We start from the raw sequence: 19,050 nt of genomic DNA, 5'->3' as shown, positions 1-19,050 counted from the left end.
TACACCGTGCTTTCATCCAACGTTTTCGTTTTGAGCCCGACGACGGTTCAGCATCGCAAGCAGCCGATTTTGTTCATTCCCAACGATTGAAAATGCTTCGTCGACACCCATACCGGGCTTTGCGAGCATCATGTCGGCCTGGGTCGCGACCGATACGTGGACAGAAGCTTGGGCGGAGAGATCCGTCTCGGTACAGCTCCCCCCGACATACGCTCCAACTTGGTTCTCCTTACAAATAAGAACGGCACGTGCCGTGTCGGCAATTGAGCCAACATCGGGGGTCTTGATTTGGACGAGATGGGCGGCCTTTGCTTCGGCAAAGAGCCGGATATCCTCGAGCATGTTGCATCGCTCGTCCACAACAATACGGGCATTGGAACCCCGGTTGTCCAATATCGATACGATCTTGGCATAGTTCTCAATTTGTGCCTGCGTCGAACCGAAATCCGCTGGGGACTCGATGTTTAGCGTGAAATCCGGGACGGTATTTGCAACCTGGCAGATAAAGTCCGCGATGTTTTGCGGCTCAAGGCCGATTTCCTGGCCGATCCAGCCATACACATCGAAATGCAGCACCGGATGATACCCCGGGCAGCCGATTTCGCGCGTACGCCTTGCAACCCACTTCACGAACTCCATGAAGGTCTGGCCGTTGATTCCGAATTTCTGCCGTGAGTTGATCAGGCCGTGGGGAAGCACATCCACGGCCTTCAGAATCATCTTGTCGACATTGATTTCGCGAGCATCGCCGCTCTGGCAGTAGATCGGGACCCTGCGCGTCGGCAGCGGCAAGTCAAATTCAGCGCATACAACCTCTGCCATGGTGGCGCGCTGGAGGTAGGCCGCGGCTCGAAGCAGGGCCTGGCTGACGCCATACTCAATCGCGAGAGGTAGCCGCTTATGTTCGTGAGGCTCGAGAACCTTCGCGCAGGCCACAAGGTAACGAGATACATCAACATCCAGAAGCCGAGGCGCCACGACCCGGGAGGTCAAATCCGAGATTTGAGAAGTTTCAAACAATGGATCGCGTCCGCCAGCACCAGAGTACTGAACGCCCATCATGTCGCCCCAAACAACGGTGTCGTCGGAGAGGACAAGCCCGACGCTGAGCGACGATGCTGGAACGCGAATGGATGTAAACCCGGGCGTTACCGGTTCGCCAACATAGATGAAAGCATCCTGCGAGGCCCCGGCCCTGATAGCAGCCTGGTCGTCATAGAAAAATGCGCCATTGCCAAGCGTGAGGAGGACGTCTTTGATTTGCAATTCAGTCACTCGATTCATTCTGAGGGGATTAAATTTCGTTCTGCTAGTGGCACTCGAGGCGCAGGGGGCGCGCAACGGCCGCTACCCATTCGTTGACGCCGACATGCCCCCCCGATCGTATGGCGAAGACGATGGCTGTTCCAGGCGCGCGGATGTCAATGGATTCAACGGACAGAGAATCCATCGGATGCAGGATGCCTATGAGATCTCCCTGCTTCACTTCATCCAACACCGACGCGCGAGGTTCGAAGATGCCCGGTGCGGGCGATTTCAACTCGTCGGACGGATGCGTTTCGAGTGTTTGGCCGGACTTCTGTTGACGGAACGTTGGATACTCGGCCTTACCCTCGACCAGCCCGAGCGCGATGAGCGCGTTGCGCACTCCAGCCTCGTAAATCGCGAGATTGTCCGCGCCGACCGTGCCGCCGCCAAATTCAGCGCAAACAAATACCTTCCCTTGGTTTTGGGCCACGATATCGAACATTCCAACCGTGTCGTTGTATTCCCAGACCAATGTCAAGGGCAATTTGAACGCTTCCGCCATTCTCACCGTCCTGGCCATGAGATCGAGATCGGCAATCGGGTGCGTCGTGGCGGCCGGTGGAAAATCCCACGTTGGTCCGAAGCTGTGCAGATCAAATACCGTGTCGGCCATTGGCAACAAAATGCGCGAAACCGCATCCGCGATTCGTTCGGTCACTGACCCGCCGGCGCGGCCCGGAAACACGCGATTGAGATTCAACCCGTCGAGCGGAGTATTGCGGCTCCATGCCTGCACGGCTAATGGATTGAGCATCGGTAGGACGATGACCCTTCCACAGGTTTGCGCTTCTGGCAGCCACTCGATAAGCCGTCGCGCGACAAGCGGCCCCTCCAGTTCATTGCCATGATTTCCGCCGGTGACAAGAAGGCGCGGCCCCTCTCCTCTATTGAGACTGAAGACAGGGAGCGAAAGCTCCCCGCGGTCGGCACCTCCCGGGACAACAAGATGCCCCCTGCTCACGCCGGGCATATCGCTATCAAAGGTAAGATGCGGTGCTTCGCTCATTGTTCAACCTATTGCTAGTATTCAGGCGACCTGGCGCCGGGTTTACGATCGCTGATGCGCGTTTTGCTGCTCTGGAAGTATGCGCCACGCGGTGTTCAATTAGCCAATATAATGTCCCAGATGGTGCCATCGCGTTTTTAGATGGCCGCCGCCTGGCTTGGTGGCTGCACGATGTTCAGACGGGAACCGTGATGAATAGCTGGCTCCCCCGCCTACACCCAATGGCCGCCAGCCTGCTTGCCCGCCACACGGGCCAGCCCCTCAGGGATCTTGTCAAGCTTGGGCAGATACTGGAGCGTTTCATCACCGATCGAGGGCTAAGAAGCATATCGCCTGCTACCGCGGTTTATCCTGGCGGACATTATGAGCGGTGCCCGTTGCTCCAAGACGCCGAGCTTGTGCGAGATGAAGATGAAGGCGATGCCGATCCCCTCTTGCAGATTGATAGGCAGGTTCAGGGTCTGGGCCTATACGAAGACGTCCAGGGCCGGGCGATGAGCTGCGAGGCTTGAGGGGCCGCTTCGGCGCAATGTGCCGAGCCGCTGGCGCGGGTCAACCGACAGTGCGGACGGACTTTGCGGGCGACGAGGGCGCTGATCATGCCGCCCAGTAGGGCCGGCAAGCGGAGCTTAGGGCCATCTCGCCGCTAGATGACCCAGCTATGGATACTGCATTTGACGCAAGCCAGCAGTTGATCAATCTTGGACTGGAATGAAATTGCAAAATGGCGGCAGTTTGCGCCTGCACATCTTCCGCGCAGGCGAGTCTATACGTAAGACGAGAGGCGGCGCTCCGAAATATGCGCAGGATGGCGGGAGCAGACGAGGGCGCAGGTTCGCCGGCGACATTTGCGCCGCTTAGAAACCCGACCTTTCGTTCGATCTGGCTCGCCACCCAGGTGTCTTCTCTCGGCTGGTTGATGCAGACTGTCGCCATCAGCTGGTTGATGGCGACGATCTCGACTTCCGATCTGATGGTGGCGCTGGTGCAGGCTTCATCGAACTTGCCCGCTTTCATCTTGTCCGTGTTCGCTGGCGCTCTCGCCGACAATTACAGCCGTCGCGGGGTCATGTTCGCCGGCCGCTGCCTTATGGTGATAGCCTCTGTGGCGCTGGCCGCTTTTGTGGCGCTGGGCTTTGTCAGTCCGTGGATGATCCTCGGCTTCAGCTTTTTGATCGCATGCGGCGGCGCTCTCCACGATCCCGCCTGGCAAGCTTCGGTTGGCGATATCGTAGACCGCCGCGATGTTCCGGCTGCCGTGACCCTGCTCTCCGTCGGCTTCAACACTGTGCGGACCGTGGGCCCGGCGCTCGGCGGCATCGTGGTTGCCTCCTTCGGGCTTCTGGCGGCCTTCACAGTGACCACCCTCACCTATTTAGTCCCGCTAGGCACCGTATGGCGCTGCAAGTGGAAGGTTCGCTCTTCACCTCTCCCGCGTGAGTCGATGAAAACGGCGATTTATGACGGGCTGCGCTTCACGGCGATGTCATCTGAGATCAAGGCGGCGATCGCGCGCGGAACCATCTTTGGCCTGGCGAGCATCGCCATACTCGCACTGCTGCCGCTGGCTGTCCGCGATCATTTGGGGGGAGGACCGCTCGCCTATGGCACGCTGATGGCCGGTTTCGGGACAGGCGCCGTCTTCGCCGGCCTCGCCAACGGCACATTCAGACGGAGCTTATCGCAGGAACGGTTGATGAGGCTCGCGTGCGTCGCCTGCGCGGCATGCTCCCTTTCCCTGGCACTGACCTCTTCCATTGCGGTGGCGGCACTTGCACTCGCCTTGGGCGGCGCGGGCTGGGTCACCGCCTGGTCCGGCGTTGGCGTGAGCGTGCAGCTGGCGAGCCCGCGCTGGGTCGTGGGACGCACCATCTCGATCTACTATGCATTGATAGATGGCGGCATCGCTGCCGGAAGCTGGGTATGGGGCACGGTTTCCCAGAACCATTCCCTGACCTGGGCGCTGGAGGGCTCCGCTGGTGCTTTGTTGCTCGTCGCCGCAGCCGGCGTGCTGTTTCCTCTTCGCGAGCGCCGGGAGTCCGAGCCCGATCCTTTGGAGGAATTCGACGCCCCAGCTGTCGCTCTCAATTTGAAGCCGAGAAGCGGCCCGATCGTGGTCAAGGTCGAATATCTGATCCATGAAGAGAACGTCGAGGCTTTCCTGGACCTCATGCGCGAGCGCCGGCATGTGCAGACCCGCGTCGGTGCTCGGCAATGGACCCTGCAGCGCAATCTTCAGAAGCCTGTGCAGTGGATAGAAACATTCCGCACGCCGACCTGGACAGACTATCTTCGCCTGAACCATCGCCTCACGGAAGCAGACAAGGAACTGGACGAACGGGTCCTCCAAATACACAAAGGAGAGCTTCCACCTCAAATGACCCTTTTGATCGAGCGGCCAACAAGCCTTGCTCGGAAACCCGAGCAGTCGGCCCCTTATTTTCCCCACCGTTGACTTTACGGGTGTACTCCCCGTACTAGCGCTTGCACCAGATGGCGACCGATCGCGCTATGCTTTGCAGAAAGTGGTGATGGCGCGCCCAAAGAGCCGAGCAAGGCAACAGCTTCCCCGGACGCTGCAGGATTCGGGCGTCTTGAGATCAGCGACGGCGACGAGGATTGCCGCTCAGGGTTCCGATCTGCGAGAGCGTGTTCGATGTTATGGGCTGACGGGATGGAGAGGAGCGAGTCTTGTCAGTCTTGTTACCAGAACGAGCTGGCCGCTTCATGAGCTTTTTGCAAGCAGCGTGAGAATTCTGAGCGGCTGTCATGGCCGTTGCGGCATCTAATCCATCTCGCTTCTAGATGATAGCGAAGACCGACTGAATTTGACTTTGAGCCGCCCGTGGCCTCGGAGGAGGTGCGGCGTCTTTTAATTTCTCGCCGCTGCACAATCGATTGGCTGACTCAATGGCAAGGCGCCCCCGATCCTCAGCGTTTGAGCGGTCTCGCAAGGAGCGCCACCCCCTCGTCGGCGTCGACATATGCTCCGGATCTTATACCGCAACCGATAGCGTGGCGCGCGCGCGAATATCAATGGAACCAGCCGACAGCGTATCCATCGGATGAAGGATGCCTATGGGATCTCCCTGCTTCATTTTATCCAGCACCGAGCAGCGAGGTTCGAAGATTCCATCCGCGGGCGGTTTCAGCTCGTCAGACGAGAAGCGCCTCAAGTGTCTGGCTAGACTTCTATTCATTGCCATGACATCCGCCTGTGATAGGAAGGCGCGGGTCCCTCCCCTTTATTGCGACTGAAGACCGGAAGCGAAGCTTCCGCAATCCGCGCCTTTGGGGACAACAAGGTGCCCGTGCTCAGCCTGCAGCGTCGAGATCGAAGGTAAAGTGTGGAGTGTCGCTCCCCGCCCCCCGAAGGACGACGACAGTGGGCAAGTTACATATTTTTGGTTGAGAGCCGCGGACGCTTGTCCTTCCAAGGCTGCAGCTGTTCGAACGCCGCCGAGGCCTGCAACACGCCCAGATCGTCGAAACGTTTGCCGACGATCTGCAGTCCCACCGGTAGGCCTGCCGGAGTAAAGCCGCACGGGACGCTTGCAGCCGGGTTCCATGACATGTTGAACGGGTAGGAGAACTCCGCCCACATGATCCAGTCCCAAGCATGCGTCGGCCAATGATCGGGCATCAGCTTGTCGGCTTGGAAAGCGGCGACTGAAGCGGACGGTGTCAATAGCAAGTCCCAATCTTGGAACCAGCGATGGATGTTCGCGACGTAGGTCATCTTCCGATAGCGCATCTCCTGGTAGCGCGCGACGGAGACGTTCTCAGAGTGCTTAATGCAAGCGACGAGCCCAGGATCCATCTCCGCTTCCCATTTCGGGAGGTATTGTGCTAGGCCGGTCAGGTGCGCAGACCAGAAGAACCGGATCAGTTCCGGTCCGTCCTTCGCCCACGGGGTGGGTACTTCCTCGACAACTGCACCAAGTTCGGTAAAGCGTGCCGCGGCGGCCTTCACCAGTTCCGCGACTTCCGGATCGACACGGGCAAAACCCAGATCGGGGCTGTAGGCGATCCGCCTGCCCTTTATGCCTTCGTGCATGCGGCCCAGATAGCTGGCAGGCCCCGCCTCCAGCGTCGTATGATCGAGAGAATGCGGACCGGCCATGACTTCAGTCATCAGCGCGGCGTCGGCCACAGTTCGTGTCATAGGCCCGTTGTGGGTCGTCATGTCACTGCCGGGGACCGGATAGTTCGGAATACGCCCGAAACTTGGTTTCAATCCGTAGATGCCGCAGAAATGCGCGGGCATGCGGATCGATCCTGCGCCGTCGCTGCCTTGGTGCAGCGGACCGTAGCCTGCCGCAGCCGCAGCGCCTGCGCCAGCCGATGAAGCGCCGGCGTTGTAGCCGAGCTTCCACGGATTGCTCGTAATGCCGGTGAGTGGGCTGCGCGAGACGCCGGTCCAGCCCATCTCAGGCACGGTGGTCTTGCCGATGATGATCGCGCCCTCTGCGCGCAGGCGCTGGACGAGCGGCGCATCCTCGGTCGGCTGATGCCCGGCGTAGATCTTGCTGCCGTGCTGTGTCGGCATGTCCTTGGTGATCGAGTGATCTTTGATCGTGACAGGCACGCCGTGCAACCGTCCGATCCGCCCACCGCTCATCAGCGCGCCTTCCGCCTTTTTCGCCTCATCCATAGCGTGATCTGCCGCTAAGTAAGCGAAGGCGTTTATCTTGGGCTCCAGCTCAGTAATGCGAGCCAGTAGCGTGCGCATATACTCCACAGGCGAAATCTTTTTGCTTCTGACAAGTTCAGCCAGCTCTACGGCTGGTGTAAAGCCCATTGTCTCAGAGTTCATTAATCTCATCTCTCTGAATATTTATTGTTGAATCGGTACCTTCAACAAACCTCAAATATATCGTGGTGAAGGTTGCTCGGCTTTGCTTCCTTCTTACAGTTCGAAGAAAATCTCGATACCCGGCATCTGCTATTTCAAAACTATGGACCTTATGGGCATTCGACATGGCCATTTAGGTGTGTTCATTAATCAAGCTTAATCGCCACGCGGCTTGCGTCAAACGCAATTTGTATATTGTTGTCATCTAGAAGCCAGATGGGGCGCTGTCGACATTGCGACTGTCGAAGCCACATAAGCGAGAGCCCGCCACACGGACGAGGTTGAACAGAACCCGCCCGACATCGTCAAGCAGGTGCTTCAGGTGTGCGCCCGGTTAACGCGAGCCGCGAGGTTGTCATCCATCGAACGCGACGGCGGGACCACCGCCGCCGCCTCATAGGCGACGGCGATCCGCTTGACCGTGTGCCCGGCCCGGCCGGCTTCGTCGCGCCAGCGCTGCAGCAGCTTCAACAGTGCTGGCGCGTCGGCATCGAGCTTCTTGAGCGGCTGGCGCTTGAGACCCCGAACAAGCGCGGCGACCCGCCACTTCGCCTTGCTCATTTCGATGACGGCGATGATCGTGTTATCCTGTTTGAGAGCGGCAAGGGACCGGCTCGCGTCAAAAGATTGCGACATGGAGACGCTCCTTCTGCTGGATGTTCTTGGAGCGCCGAAGGATGCCACACCCTCGCCGCTCGCCCCATATCGTCTTCAGCCTCTTGCTCAACTGGCTGAGGCTTTTGTTTGCCTTCTTCCTGGCGTTGCTTGCAACCGCTCCGGCGTCACCGGTCCAGCCACGATCAACCTGACCCTCCGCAACTCAACCGCAATAGCCTCTGAAACGGGGCTCGCCTCATGCTCGACGCTCTAAAGCGCGTCTCGTCGAAACGCACTCATGCGACGCGCTTCAAGCCTTTGTTTCCATGCATGTCGTTTTCTCAAAACCGAAGCCACTTTTGAGCGACGTGCATTAGATTGAAGGGCGCCTTGGTCAAGGGCGCCCTTCGCATCGGCGGCAGGCTTCGATCCCGGAGGTGCGGACCTAAGCACTTTGGAAGGAGCCGCCGAAAGCCTTTTTGGGTATCCCGCTAAGCCAACCCCGGCTGGACGAGCGAGTCTAGCGCTCGCAATCTTATGCGACGAGCGCTATGATCCAATCCTTCGATCCGTCAGAACGACCGTTGGAAGCGGAGGATGCCGCCGACGGCGTTGCTCTTGCCGGCGGGGATGCCGGTCCAGTTGTAACCATTGCTGTCGTGGTCGTTATGAGCCCAGTCAACTTCGGCCGTGATCGTGAGACCCGGGACGATCTTGTAGGCGACGTTCGCCGCAAGGCCAAATTCTTTGGCCTCATCATATGACACCTGGAGGTTGAACGCAGTCTTCTCGTTGACGGTGTAGGTGCCGCCGCCCCAGATTGCCCAGTTGCCGCCCCACTGCTTGTAGAAGCCGCGGTCGCCGGCAGGGATCGCATAGGTAGGGTCGTTGAGATTGTCGTCCGTACCGTAGCCCGCCATAATGAATAGCGATAGCGCCTCGGTCGCTGTCACGTCCAAGCGAACCTTGCCGGCCACCTCTTCGTAGTTGCTGTCATAAGCAACGACGCCAGTGATGGCGCCCCAGCCCTGCGTATACTTCACGCCGCCAACGACATGCGGAACGTAGCTGTCGATCGTACCGACCACGCCAGAGCCTTCTTCGAGGGAGACCACGGCCGAGAAGCCGTTGCCGGCGTCGAAATAGTACTGGACGACGTTGGTGTCGAAATCCCCATAAGGAACCAGCGAATCGTTGATGACGTCTCCGGCGTAGCCGATGAACGTATCGAAGGCCGATTCGTCTTTACCGACACGCAGCCCGCCGAGTTGAATCCAGGCAAAGTTCAGGGAACTGCTGTTACTGCCGTCAGAGTAGTTGAATTTGGTTTCAGTGTAGGTCTTCAAGGTCCCGAGCTCTGTTTCCTGACCAGTCCAGGTCCTCAGCGAGAGGCGGGCCTTCTTGTGCCAGGTATCGTTGATGCTGCCGTCCTCATGGTCGACAGCACGACGTTCGTTGAACGAACCTTCCTGGCCAGCTGACGCGTCCCAGCGGACATAGCCACCGATGCGCAGGCAGGTTTCGGTGCCGGGGATGTAGAAGTAGCCAGCGCCGTAGACGTCGCAGATCTTGACGTATTCAGCGGGTTCCGGCTCGGCGACGGTGATGGCATCGGCCGCGCGTGCGCCGGTGACTGCGGCCAAGCCGGCAGCGGAGCCGAGAAGAAGGCTCTTGATATTCATTTTGATCTCCACTCAAAAGATTAAAAAAAGGGCCAGGGCATCTTCATTGCCGAAAGACAGCATCCCTCCCCATCCCCACGATCGAAAAAGTGCGCATCGCGCTGCTTCCTCGGAGTTTGACGCTATTCGTGATTGTGAATAATGCAAGGTATATGCTGAGCAGCGCAGATCTATGTATAACAACCGTTGCGATTATGTCACGTACAATCAGATATATACTGTACAATTCGTGCAAACTATACAAACAACACAGGCTGTACAGGTTGCACGAGATTGCAAAATAGATTGCTCAGGTGCGTAGTGGCGTGCGCGACCCGCAATTGGGCTTTCACAGGCTCGCAACGCGGTGCACTGATTTGCAGCTGGTTTCGTCAGCTGGACTTCATGTTGAGGAAAAGTCTCGTGCAGCACAGATGACTTCTGCAGCCAGATCTTGCCGGAGCATCTCTATGGGAATTCGGCCATCAAGCCGAGGTGAAGGGGAGGTCAGCCAAAGCCACGCCGGTCTGGGATTGGCGATCAAGGAGAGCACTTGTCGTATCCCTGGCGCTGGCCTGCCATCGATGAACTGAGCTAAGGGAAACACATGCTTGCGCGCGCCCTTCCGCAATGCGACCACGTCGTTGTGCCGTTGCCACCAATGCAATGTCGACCGCGGTATGCCGAAGTGTTCTTCCAGAAAGGTGGGCCCTGCAACCGCGCCTGCCCAGTCTTCAATGCGCAAGCTATTGCTTTGCTGATCAGGCCCTTTTAAAACTGCGGACCCATGCGCGCCTTTGGTTTGCGCTGTGAGCGGTGGCGTCTCGCGAGCGCTGGCATCGAAACGTCGCGCTGCTTCGGCTGCGAGCCCGTGAACAAACTTGGAGGCCAAGGCTGTCAAATCGTCATGAATCGCTTGTTCGCAATCCGAAAGCAAATCGGGAGCAGCGATATTGCCATTCCCCACGTGCGATGAGATTGAACTCCTTCCCTTCATAACCTCTTGGTGCTGAGCCAGAACGCGCTGGACCTCTTTTGCAACCAAGCTTGAAAGCTCGTCCTGGCGAGGTTCATTTGCAAAATCAGATGATTTTATCATGTGTGGCTCCCCCTGCCGCGTAAGAGTCCGGTTGATTGCCTGCGCGATCGAATTGCGATTTTGGGCTTATGGACAAGAGACGCGAGGCCGAGCCTTCGGCTGGCTCACACACAGGCGCCGCCTCGTGCGCGACCACGAACGACGCATCGACGTCTCCGAAGCCATGATCCACGCAGCCGTGGGCAGTCTTTTGATGCGCAGAATCAGCCATTGACCGACTCTGAGCGTTCGGAATAGAGGACAGAACTAGATGCCGCAGCCCAGCCGAGTAATCACGGCGAAGTCGGACTCAATCTGATCACTCCAACGTTGTTCTCGATGACGATCTCGGTCCCAAATGGCTTCGAGAGGTTCTTTAGGCGCTCCAGAATAGCTTTTGCTTGGGTTGTGGGGGCGAGCTGGGGGACGCCCCGGTTGGCAAACCTATTCGAAAAACCGAGCTCGATGGGATAAAGACGTAATTCAGCAAGGTGGTTCTGTTCGAAGCGGCTGACGGTGACAACACTCTCATAATACACTGGGGCCGAGAGCGCCGCATAGAACAGCCCTTCCCCAATCGGGTACCCTTTCGCCTCCTCGTCAACTGTCACCTCGGCATCTGTATCGACTCGTGGGTCTTTTCCGTAAGCTTCGAACATGTCCGCCCCGGCGGGCGTCCGGAGGTCGTCGTAAAAGAAATTCCCCAAGCTATAAAATATCGGGCGGCCCTTGTAGATCTCGATGCCTCGCAACAGATGCGGCCCGTGTCCGACGTATGCGTCCGCTCCGGCATCAATTATTTGGTGCGCAAACGATTGTTCGTAATCAGCCGGTTCCTGGCTCCACCCCCCAGGCTCGTGAGCGTGGTTCGTGACAATGCAGAAGTCGGAAAACTGCTTGCCCCGGCGAACGTTTCGTAGAATGTCGGCGACATCGCGCTGGTCTGCTTCGTAGCTGTAGCCGGCCTTGTTGCCTGTCTTATATGTTGCCCCACCGACCATGACCCGGCTTGGATCCGTTTCGCCCGCCTTGTAGCCTGGCAACGCATCACGTACCCGCCTCAAACTCTCAAGCATCTCCGGCGGCACGACGATGCTTTGGGCCAAACGAAGGGCATTAAGCCCTGGTCTGCCGGGAGCCTCGCCAGCGGGATCGCACGCTCGAGCCATAGGCGCGAACGTTGTAGCCAATGACACCAATGCCGCGCGACCGCGTGCGGTTTCCAAAAAGCGAGCGGCGCCAGCTTGTGCGAGATTCTCGCCCGCACCTGCATGGACGATACCGCTCTCATCCAGCACCCGGCTCGTCTCGCGCATGCCTTCAAGACCCCAGTCAAGTGTGTGGTTGTTCGCGCGACCGACGATGTTGAACCCCATCGCCTTCAAATCAGGTCCCAGTTCCGGTACGCTGATGTGATACGCACCGCCGTGCTCAGCCTCCGGACTTCCCTTGAACGATCGGATATCGAAGATCAGGGTTTCCATGTTGCCGAATGTAACATCGGCATTACAAAGAATCTTGACAATGTCGCCAAAGCCGGGATGGTGGCCATTAGTCAGCGCTCGCGAGACGATGAGGTCTCCAACTGCCACCATCGTGAAGCCGTCCGCAACGTTTGTTTCGGTTGAGCCGATCGCATCATAGCCGTCAGCCCGTCGCACCGGATAACGACCATTCTCGTGTAAATGTTTCTCCATAAATTTATCCTCTATCTCTCTACTTTCACTTGGCACGACCTCGGCTTCGTGTCGCGTGCGCTCGGTATGTTTGCTGGGGTGAATACGTATGCGCTATGCCATAGGGGTGAACGACGAATTGGTCGAGGCACGCGCTAGGTGCGGCATGCCTGTAGCCGGAGCGCGCACATGACAGGCCACGATGCGCCCGTCTGCCATCGGTACTAAGGGCGGCACTTCGATGCGGCACCGCTCGACCGCAAGCGGGCAGCGCGGATGGAACGCGCATCCGCTCGGAGGGTTGATCGGACTTGGCACCTCGCCCTCGACGGGCGCCTCCAGCCGAACCCGCGTCGGATCCGGCACCGGCGCTGCCGCGATCAGCGCCTCGGTGTAGGGATGGACCGGTTTCGCGAAGAGCGCCTCGCTCGGGGCGAGTTCCACGATCCGGCCCAGGTACATGACGGCAACGCGATGCGCGATATGCTCCACGACGCCGAGGTCATGCGAGATGAAGACGAAGGCAATGCCCATCTTCTGCTGGAGATCCAGAAGAAGGTTCAAGATCTGTGCCTGCACGGAGACGTCCAGAGCCGAGACCGCCTCGTCGGCGATGATCAGCGAGGGCTCAAGAGCCAGCGCTCGTGCAATGCCGAGCCGCTGGCGCTGACCGCCCGACAATTCGGATGGCAGCCTGTGCATCATCTCAGGCGACATTCCGACTTTTCGCAGAAGGTCCGCGGCAAGCGCCTGACGCTGCTTCCGGCTGAGGCGCTCAAAATTCTCGACCGGTTCGGTGATGATTTGCCCGGCCGTGAGGCGCGGATTCAGCGACGAGTAAGGATCCTGAAAGACCATCTGCATACGACGCCGCCAAGCGCGAAGCGCGTCCTTCTTGAGGCCAGCAATGTCGGTTCCTTCAATCAGCACGCGCCCGCCGGTAGGCTCCACAAGTCGCATCAAGAGCCGCGCCACGGTCGACTTGCCGCAGCCGGATTCCCCGACGATGCAAAGCGTCTCGCCCGCATCAACGGTGAAGGATACATCCTCCACCGCCCGGATCACTGGGATGGTCTTCTTCAGGTATCCCGCCCCAAGCGGATAATGCTTGGTCAGATTCTCGACTTTCAGCAAAGGATCGCTCATGCGCCCATCACCTCTTCGGCGCGCCAGCAAGCCGCGGCGTGGCCCGGCCTGACATCATCAAGAACGGGTGTCCTCTCGCGACAAATATCGATCGCGAACGGGCAGCGAGGCGCAAAACTGCACCCGACAATGGGCTCGCGAAGACTTGGGACAATGCCGGGAATTTCCGGAAGGCGGCGCTGTCGGCCGCGCCGCGGATCAGGTACCGAGCGCATGAGGCCCTGGGTGTAGGGATGCGCGGGACGCGCAAACAAATCGATGACGTTGGCCTGCTCTACGATTCGGCCAGCATACATAACAATCACGCGTTGGCATGTCTCGGCCACAACGCCCAGATCATGTGTGATGAACATCACTGCCGTTCCCATGCGCTCTTTCAGATCGAGGATGAGCCGCAAAATCTGCGCCTGAATAGTGACGTCAAGCGCCGTGGTCGGCTCGTCGGCGATCAACAGTTCCGGCGAGCAGGCAAGGGCCATTGCGATCATGGCGCGCTGACGCATGCCGCCCGACATTTCATGCGGATAGTTGTTGACGCGACGCTCGGGGTCCGCGATGCGAACCAGACGAAGCATCTCTTCGGCCTTTGCCATCGCCACCGAGCGGGGGCCTTTCGTGTGGATCTGGACCACCTCGGCGATCTGGTGGCCGACCGTATAGACCGGGTTCAGGCTCGTCATCGGCTCCTGGAAGATCATGGCGATCTGGTCGCCGCGGATCTTTCGCATCTCCCGATGGGACAACTCGAGAAGATCGCGTCCGTGAAAGCGGATCTCGCCGGCGACAGTCCTGGCTGTCAGCTTCGGCAGCAGGCGAAGGATGGAGAGAGCGGTGACGCTCTTCCCGCATCCGGATTCGCCGACGACGCCGAGCGTTTCGCCTTTTTTCACCTGGAAGCTGATGCCGCCCAGGGCACGTGTGACGCTCTCTTCGCCGTAAAAGTGCGTTTCCAGATTTCGGACATCGAGAAGCACATCGTTCCCTGCGGTTTGATGTATCCGCATGTTAGCGCCTCCGTTTGGCGCGGGGGTCGAACAGGTCGCGCAGGCCGTCGCCGAGCAGGTTGACGGCAAGGACCGTGACGGCAAGGCAGATACCGGGGGCGAAGATTGTCAATGGCGCGATGGCGAGGTACAAGCGCGAATTGGCGATCATGTTGCCCCAACTTGGAATCTCGGGCGGCACGCCCGCGCCGAGGAAGCTCAGTGCCGCCTCCGTCATAATCGCACTGGCGCAGACAGTGGCACCCTGGACCATTAGCGCCGGAATGGTGCTCGGGAGGATATGTCGCCACAGCACCCTCGGCAGGCGCGCGCCGCCGCAGAGCGCGGCCTCCACATAGGGACGCTCGCGAACACCCAGAACCACCGAACGAACCAGCCGCGCGACGGTTGGCGTCTCGGGGATCGCGATGGCGATGATGAGGATGCCGATCCCGGGGCCTGTCAGAGAAATGAGCGCAATCGCTAGCAGAATCGTCGGGATCGACATCAGGCCGTCCATGACCCTCATGACGACGTTGTCGAAGCTACGGCTGTAGCCGGCGATGATTCCGATCAGGAGCCCGGTCATGGCCGCGCACGCCGCCGACATCAATCCGACCATGAGTGAGATTCGGGCGCCGAACACCGTCCGCGCAAACACATCCCGGCCCAGATTGTCGCTCCCAAGCCACATTTCGGCGGAAGGCGGCTGGAGGCGCTTGAACGGATCCATGTTCACCGGATTCCCGGCGTAAAGTGGGGCAGCGAGCGCCAGGATGATCAGAAGCGCCAACAGACCGCCGCCTGCAATGACCAGCGGATGACGCTTTGCCAAACGGGGAAGGTCAGATATTCGCAGGCGGCCCGTAGGGACGTATTCAACTGATAAAATCGTCATATCAGTACCGGATACGGGGATCGATTAAGGTGTAAGCCAGATCGACTGTGAGGTTGATTAGGACATACAGACCCGAAGTCAGGATGAGCACACTCTGAATGATGGGGTAGTCTCGGTTGTTGATCGCATCGACGACCAGACGACCGATACCGGGTATGTTGAACACCGTTTCCGTGAGGACGACTCCGCCGATCAGATAGGCGAAGCTTATGCCGATGACGGTCAGGATCGGGACGCCGGCATTCCTCAAGGCATGGTGGAAGAGGATGGCATAGGACGAAGCGCCCTTGGCGGCGGCCGTTCGCATATAGTCTTCCGACAGAACCTCAAGCATGCTGGCCCGCGTAACCCGGGCGATGAATGCAATGTAGCCAATGCCTAATGCCACGGTGGGCAGGATCAGGTGTACAAACCAAGGCCCGAGGCCACCATCGATCGGCGCATATCCCTGGACCGGTAGCCAGTGTGTCCTGATCGCGAAGAAGTATATGAGAAAATAGCCGATGACAAAGACCGGGACGGAATAACCAAGTGCCGAAAAGGCCGCGAGGAAGCGGTCGACGAGCCCGCCCGTTCGCCACGAGGCAAGGATGCCGAAAGAGACTCCGACCATGACCGAAAGGATCATCGTCAGGATTGACAGCGAAAGGGTCGGTTCAAGCCGCTGCGAGATCAGCTCGAGAACCGGTCGCCCGGCAAAGATCGAGGTCCCGAAATCTCCACCGAGCATGTCGCGCACCCAACGTATGAACTGAACCGGCATAGGATCATTCAGGCCCATTTTTTCGCGGATGCCGGCGATCATCTCCGCCGTGGCCAACCTACCGGCGATCATGGCCGCCGGGTCGCCCGGCGCCAGCCTGAGAAGCAGGAAAACGAATACCCCGACCATCGCCATAACGGCGATGGTCGACACCATTCTGCGAAGGATATAGGCGGCCATCGTGTCTCAGGCCTTCTGCATATTCCATATCGGGATGAGCTCCGGCATGCTGATGAGGTCCGTGAGGGTCTGGCGGCGCGCGATTGGGGTGACATATTGACCCAACAGAACCTCGGGGACATAGTCCCACCATATCCGCTGCATCTTGCGGGCCAGGGCCTTGCGCTCTTCAAGCGTTTCGACATCTGCCCATTTGACCCGGAGAGTTTCATATTCGTCGTTCTGCGGCCAGCCGAACCAACCTTTTTCGCCATTCATGGATAGGGTGACTGCGGTAACGACATTGCCGCGGATCCATTCAGCTTCGGACGACATGAAGAGGCTCCAGCCGCCGTCCTCAACGGGGCCCTTGTTCGCGCGGCGCGCGACAAGCCCGCCCCAGTCGCTCGGCGCAAGTTCGGCATTGATCCCAATCTTCTGCAGCGCCGCCACCAGTATCTGCGAGGCATTGTCGGCTTCGCGCCAGTCAGTCGGATCGAGAATGACGACCTTCTCGCCGGCATATCCGGCCTCCTTGAACAGTTGCCTGGCCTTTTCCGGGTCGCCGCCTGTCTTGTGCCATCCTGTATTTTCGTCGTTGGACGCTGGCGTTTCGTTTCCAAACATCGAAGTGACGGATCGGAAGTATTTTGGGTCACCGAAAGCGGCGCGCATAATTGCCTCCTGATCGACCAGGTGCAGCAGCGCTTGGCGCGCCTTGACGTTGTCGAACGGCTTTTGCAGACAGTTTATACGCAGGAACATATCTTGGCCCGTCTTGTCCAGAACCTGCAGTTCAAGGTTGGGATCGCTCTCAATCACCGGGAAAAGATCGACTGGCGGCGTCCCAACGAAATCAATCTCACCTGCTTGCAAGGCCGCCAACGCAGTCTGCTGATTGCCAATATTCTCCCAGATGACGCGATCGACCTTCGCGACCTTCCCGCCGGCCAATCCGTCGGCAGGTTCGTTACGTGGCACGTATTTGTCACTGCGATCGTAGGTAAAGCTGGCGCCCGGCTTCGCAAGAGCCTGATTGAACTTAAAGGGCCCCGATCCGATGTTCGCAGTCACCTGCTCCGTGGGGGAAAGGTTCGCGTCTTTCTCGCGCATGATGAATGGGCCTTGGAAACCCAGGAGGTCGAGTAGAATCCCCAGCGGTTCCTGAAGCGCGATCGTGAAGGTCTTGTCGTCCTTTTTCGAGATATCCCTGGCCCGCGCCATGAGCAATTGCCCGCCGGGAGCCACCTGGCCCCACCGACGGATTGAGGCCACACAGTCCGCCGCGGTGACGGGGGAGCCGTCGTGCCAGCCCAAGCCATCTCTGAGCTCGAACGTGTAGGTCTTCTTGTCGTCGGAAACGTTCCACTTGCTCACCATCTGCGGCTGCGGCATAAACTTGGAATCAGCGCCGAACAACGTGTCGTAAATCGCTAAGCAATGGTTGAAGGTGACGCTAGCCGTCGTAACGACCGGATCGAACACACTGAGGTCACCCATGACCATCCGGACCGTCCGCGCTGCGGTTGGCGCGGTCTGCGCCCGCAGGACCGATGGGATCGACATAGCCGTACCGGCGGCCAAACCCGCCTTTATGATTTCGCGTCGAGTGATTATCATGTTTCATTCCCCTCTTAAGTTATTGGCGCAACGATCCGCGCCTATCTGCTGGATGGAGCGGTTTTCCGCAGTTCGACGTTGTCGATCGGATCCTCGTCGGGCGCCTGCCGTAACTTTGATCCCGGCCTCGGCGCAGAACGACGTCACATTAGGTTCAATGGTCACCTTTCAGCCGTCACCACAGTCGATCAACGTTCGCATCTTGTCCGAGGATCACGCCGAAGCCCGTCGGGCTACGGATGACCGCACGCCGACGGCAACTAGCCAACATTGATGCGCCTGTTCACCAAATAAGCTCATCGTCTCCTCCGATTTGCGGTTGTTTTCTATTTGGTTTGTCGGTGGATTTTCAGTTGCCGATAGGCTTGGGTCAAATTCAGTGTGTGTATCGAGGTCATCTGGTTTTTAGATAGCCGCAGGCCCGCCATGAGGCCGGAATTTCGCTCGGGGTATCGCCCGGTCTGTATTACATCCGTTCGCGCGGCCACAGCCGCTTTACGGAGAGGATGCGGGCGCCCGGCCTGCGCGCTGCGATGCGGAAACGCTCCAGCTTGGCGTCGCCCAATTCGACACGCTGCGTTTGCGCATCATCAAGATCCGCTGCGCGGGTGATCGAGATGAAGACGCAAATCCGCCTGCACCTGCCGACATCCTGCCCCGACCAACGCATCCTGCGCATCGTCCTCGATCGCATTCCGCGGCTCGCGACATAACGATGGGGCGCAGACGCCCGAAACGAATCCGCCGACCGCAACCTGCAAACCACTTGCCATCACGACGGATCATCGCCGGCGCCTGACGAGGATCGCGGAAAAGCGCCCAACAGCGACCACATCGCCGCTTCAGGCCGCCAAAACCTCATCGCCGTGCATCAAGGCGGCTAGCTTAACGAAGGGTTTTAAGTTTGACATGACCGAGCTTGCCGATCTCACGTCCCCAATGTGAGTCCCGGGCAGGCTCCATTGCCAAAGGGATGGCGGCTGCGCGCCGGAGCAGGCCAGGCCTTGCTCCCTCCGAAATTCATCAAGACGCTTCGTACCACATCCCCAAACTACATGTGGCAAAAGGTCCTTTAAACTATTTTACAGAATCTTCACGACCGCAGATCGCTGACAATGGTACCTTCACCGCAACGTCTGAAGTCACGCACAGCTAACAAAAGCTGATGCCAATTTATGCACGGACTGCCGCACAGAACCCAAGGTCGGAGTCAACAGCCAATGGCAAGAAGCGCGCTCATCTTGGTTGAAGGCCACAGGAGTATCAGTCTGCTATACGTGAAAGCGGCTCAGTGTCTTGG

At 58.8% G+C, this 19,050-nt stretch carries 13 protein-coding genes and 2 pseudogenes; 3 read left to right on the top strand and 12 right to left on the bottom strand.

Annotation, left to right across the window (positions count from 1 at the left end):
- Nucleotides 1-12 precede the first annotated feature (12 nt).
- Together LB557_RS29520 and LB557_RS29515 are read right to left on the bottom strand one after the other, a co-directional pair.
- Nucleotides 13-1,266 carry a methylaspartate ammonia-lyase gene (locus tag LB557_RS29520; RefSeq protein ID WP_027033315.1) on the bottom strand — a complete coding sequence of 418 codons (1,254 nt, stop codon included), beginning with the start codon at nt 1,264-1,266 and terminating at the stop codon, nt 13-15.
- A 43-nt stretch (nt 1,267-1,309) separates the two neighbouring features.
- Nucleotides 1,310-2,314 (bottom strand): succinylglutamate desuccinylase/aspartoacylase family protein, encoded by a 1,005-nt coding sequence (locus LB557_RS29515; RefSeq protein WP_027033314.1) that lies wholly within the window; start codon nt 2,312-2,314, stop codon nt 1,310-1,312.
- 799 nt (nt 2,315-3,113) lie between these two features.
- Between LB557_RS29515 and LB557_RS29505 the strand changes: the two genes are divergently transcribed.
- On the top strand, nt 3,114-4,769 hold the full coding sequence (locus LB557_RS29505) for an MFS transporter (RefSeq protein WP_027062888.1): 1,656 nt from the start codon (nt 3,114-3,116) through the stop codon (nt 4,767-4,769).
- 939 nt (nt 4,770-5,708) lie between these two features.
- Here the strand turns inward: LB557_RS29505 and LB557_RS29500 are convergent.
- The 4 genes from LB557_RS29500 to LB557_RS29485 form a co-directional block, all read right to left on the bottom strand.
- Complete coding sequence (locus tag LB557_RS29500) at nt 5,709-7,130, bottom strand: amidase (protein ID WP_027033310.1); 1,422 nt, start codon at nt 7,128-7,130, stop codon at nt 5,709-5,711.
- A gap of 357 nt (nt 7,131-7,487) precedes the next feature.
- Entirely contained in the window at nt 7,488-7,805 is a 318-nt protein-coding gene (locus tag LB557_RS29495; protein WP_027033309.1) for a hypothetical protein, read from the bottom strand.
- A 533-nt stretch (nt 7,806-8,338) separates the two neighbouring features.
- A complete protein-coding gene (locus LB557_RS29490) occupies nt 8,339-9,448 on the bottom strand; it encodes a porin (protein WP_027033308.1) in 1,110 nt (369 codons plus the stop codon).
- Nucleotides 9,449-9,830: 382 nt separating this feature from the next.
- Nucleotides 9,831-10,526 (bottom strand): antitoxin Xre/MbcA/ParS toxin-binding domain-containing protein, encoded by a 696-nt coding sequence (locus LB557_RS29485; RefSeq protein WP_080680404.1) that lies wholly within the window; start codon nt 10,524-10,526, stop codon nt 9,831-9,833.
- Between the two features lie 88 nt (nt 10,527-10,614).
- Between LB557_RS29485 and LB557_RS29480 the strand changes: the two are divergent.
- Nucleotides 10,615-10,740 (top strand): annotated as a pseudogene (locus LB557_RS29480) (IS5/IS1182 family transposase); the annotation flags it as partial.
- 58 nt (nt 10,741-10,798) lie between these two features.
- On the opposite strand, the gene LB557_RS29475 reads toward LB557_RS29480, so the two are convergent.
- The 6 genes from LB557_RS29475 to LB557_RS29450 all read right to left on the bottom strand — a co-directional run bounded on the left by LB557_RS29475 (nt 10,799) and on the right by LB557_RS29450 (nt 17,750).
- Nucleotides 10,799-12,202, bottom strand: a complete 1,404-nt coding sequence (locus LB557_RS29475) for a CapA family protein (RefSeq protein WP_027033307.1) — start codon at nt 12,200-12,202, stop codon at nt 10,799-10,801.
- Nucleotides 12,203-12,295: 93 nt separating this feature from the next.
- Nucleotides 12,296-13,327: an ABC transporter ATP-binding protein gene (locus tag LB557_RS29470; protein WP_027033306.1), complete on the bottom strand. Its 1,032-nt coding sequence runs from the start codon at nt 13,325-13,327 to the stop codon at nt 12,296-12,298.
- Nucleotides 13,324-14,331, bottom strand: a complete 1,008-nt coding sequence (locus tag LB557_RS29465) for an ABC transporter ATP-binding protein (protein ID WP_027033305.1) — start codon at nt 14,329-14,331, stop codon at nt 13,324-13,326. Before LB557_RS29465 ends, LB557_RS29470 begins: the two co-directional genes overlap by 4 nt.
- Before the next feature lies 1 nt (nt 14,332).
- On the bottom strand, nt 14,333-15,208 hold the full coding sequence (locus LB557_RS29460) for an ABC transporter permease (protein ID WP_027033304.1): 876 nt from the start codon (nt 15,206-15,208) through the stop codon (nt 14,333-14,335).
- A gap of 1 nt (nt 15,209) precedes the next feature.
- Nucleotides 15,210-16,151 (bottom strand): ABC transporter permease, encoded by a 942-nt coding sequence (locus LB557_RS29455; RefSeq protein WP_027033303.1) that lies wholly within the window; start codon nt 16,149-16,151, stop codon nt 15,210-15,212.
- A 6-nt stretch (nt 16,152-16,157) separates the two neighbouring features.
- Nucleotides 16,158-17,750, bottom strand: a complete 1,593-nt coding sequence (locus LB557_RS29450; protein WP_027033302.1) for an ABC transporter substrate-binding protein — start codon at nt 17,748-17,750, stop codon at nt 16,158-16,160.
- Between the two features lie 562 nt (nt 17,751-18,312).
- On the opposite strand from LB557_RS29450, the pseudogene LB557_RS29445 reads away from it, so the two are divergent.
- Nucleotides 18,313-18,463, top strand: a pseudogene (locus tag LB557_RS29445) (transposase); the annotation flags it as partial.
- Nucleotides 18,464-19,050: the final 587 nt, after the last annotated feature.

The sequence above is a fragment of the Mesorhizobium sp. BR115XR7A genome, assembly GCF_020165315.1.
Classification (GTDB): domain Bacteria; phylum Pseudomonadota; class Alphaproteobacteria; order Rhizobiales; family Rhizobiaceae; genus Mesorhizobium; species Mesorhizobium australicum.
This window is presented reverse-complemented; position numbering and strand designations above follow the sequence as displayed.

Excerpts from the sequence above, each read along its gene's own strand:
- LB557_RS29490 (WP_027033308.1), bottom strand. The coding sequence starts at position 9,448 with ATGAATATCAAGAGCCTTCTTCTCGGCTCCGCTGCCGGCTTGGCCGCA.
- LB557_RS29470 (WP_027033306.1), bottom strand. The coding sequence starts at position 13,327 with ATGAGCGATCCTTTGCTGAAAGTCGAGAATCTGACCAAGCATTATCCG.
- LB557_RS29455 (WP_027033303.1), bottom strand. The coding sequence starts at position 16,151 with ATGGCCGCCTATATCCTTCGCAGAATGGTGTCGACCATCGCCGTTATG.
- LB557_RS29500 (WP_027033310.1), bottom strand. The coding sequence starts at position 7,130 with ATGAACTCTGAGACAATGGGCTTTACACCAGCCGTAGAGCTGGCTGAA.
- LB557_RS29475 (WP_027033307.1), bottom strand. The coding sequence starts at position 12,202 with ATGGAGAAACATTTACACGAGAATGGTCGTTATCCGGTGCGACGGGCT.
- LB557_RS29495 (WP_027033309.1), bottom strand. The coding sequence starts at position 7,805 with ATGTCGCAATCTTTTGACGCGAGCCGGTCCCTTGCCGCTCTCAAACAG.
- LB557_RS29515 (WP_027033314.1), bottom strand. The coding sequence starts at position 2,314 with ATGAGCGAAGCACCGCATCTTACCTTTGATAGCGATATGCCCGGCGTG.
- LB557_RS29465 (WP_027033305.1), bottom strand. The coding sequence starts at position 14,331 with ATGCGGATACATCAAACCGCAGGGAACGATGTGCTTCTCGATGTCCGA.
- LB557_RS29450 (WP_027033302.1), bottom strand. The coding sequence starts at position 17,750 with ATGATAATCACTCGACGCGAAATCATAAAGGCGGGTTTGGCCGCCGGT.
- LB557_RS29485 (WP_080680404.1), bottom strand. The coding sequence starts at position 10,526 with ATGATAAAATCATCTGATTTTGCAAATGAACCTCGCCAGGACGAGCTT.
- LB557_RS29460 (WP_027033304.1), bottom strand. The coding sequence starts at position 15,208 with ATGACGATTTTATCAGTTGAATACGTCCCTACGGGCCGCCTGCGAATA.
- LB557_RS29505 (WP_027062888.1), top strand. The coding sequence starts at position 3,114 with ATGCGCAGGATGGCGGGAGCAGACGAGGGCGCAGGTTCGCCGGCGACA.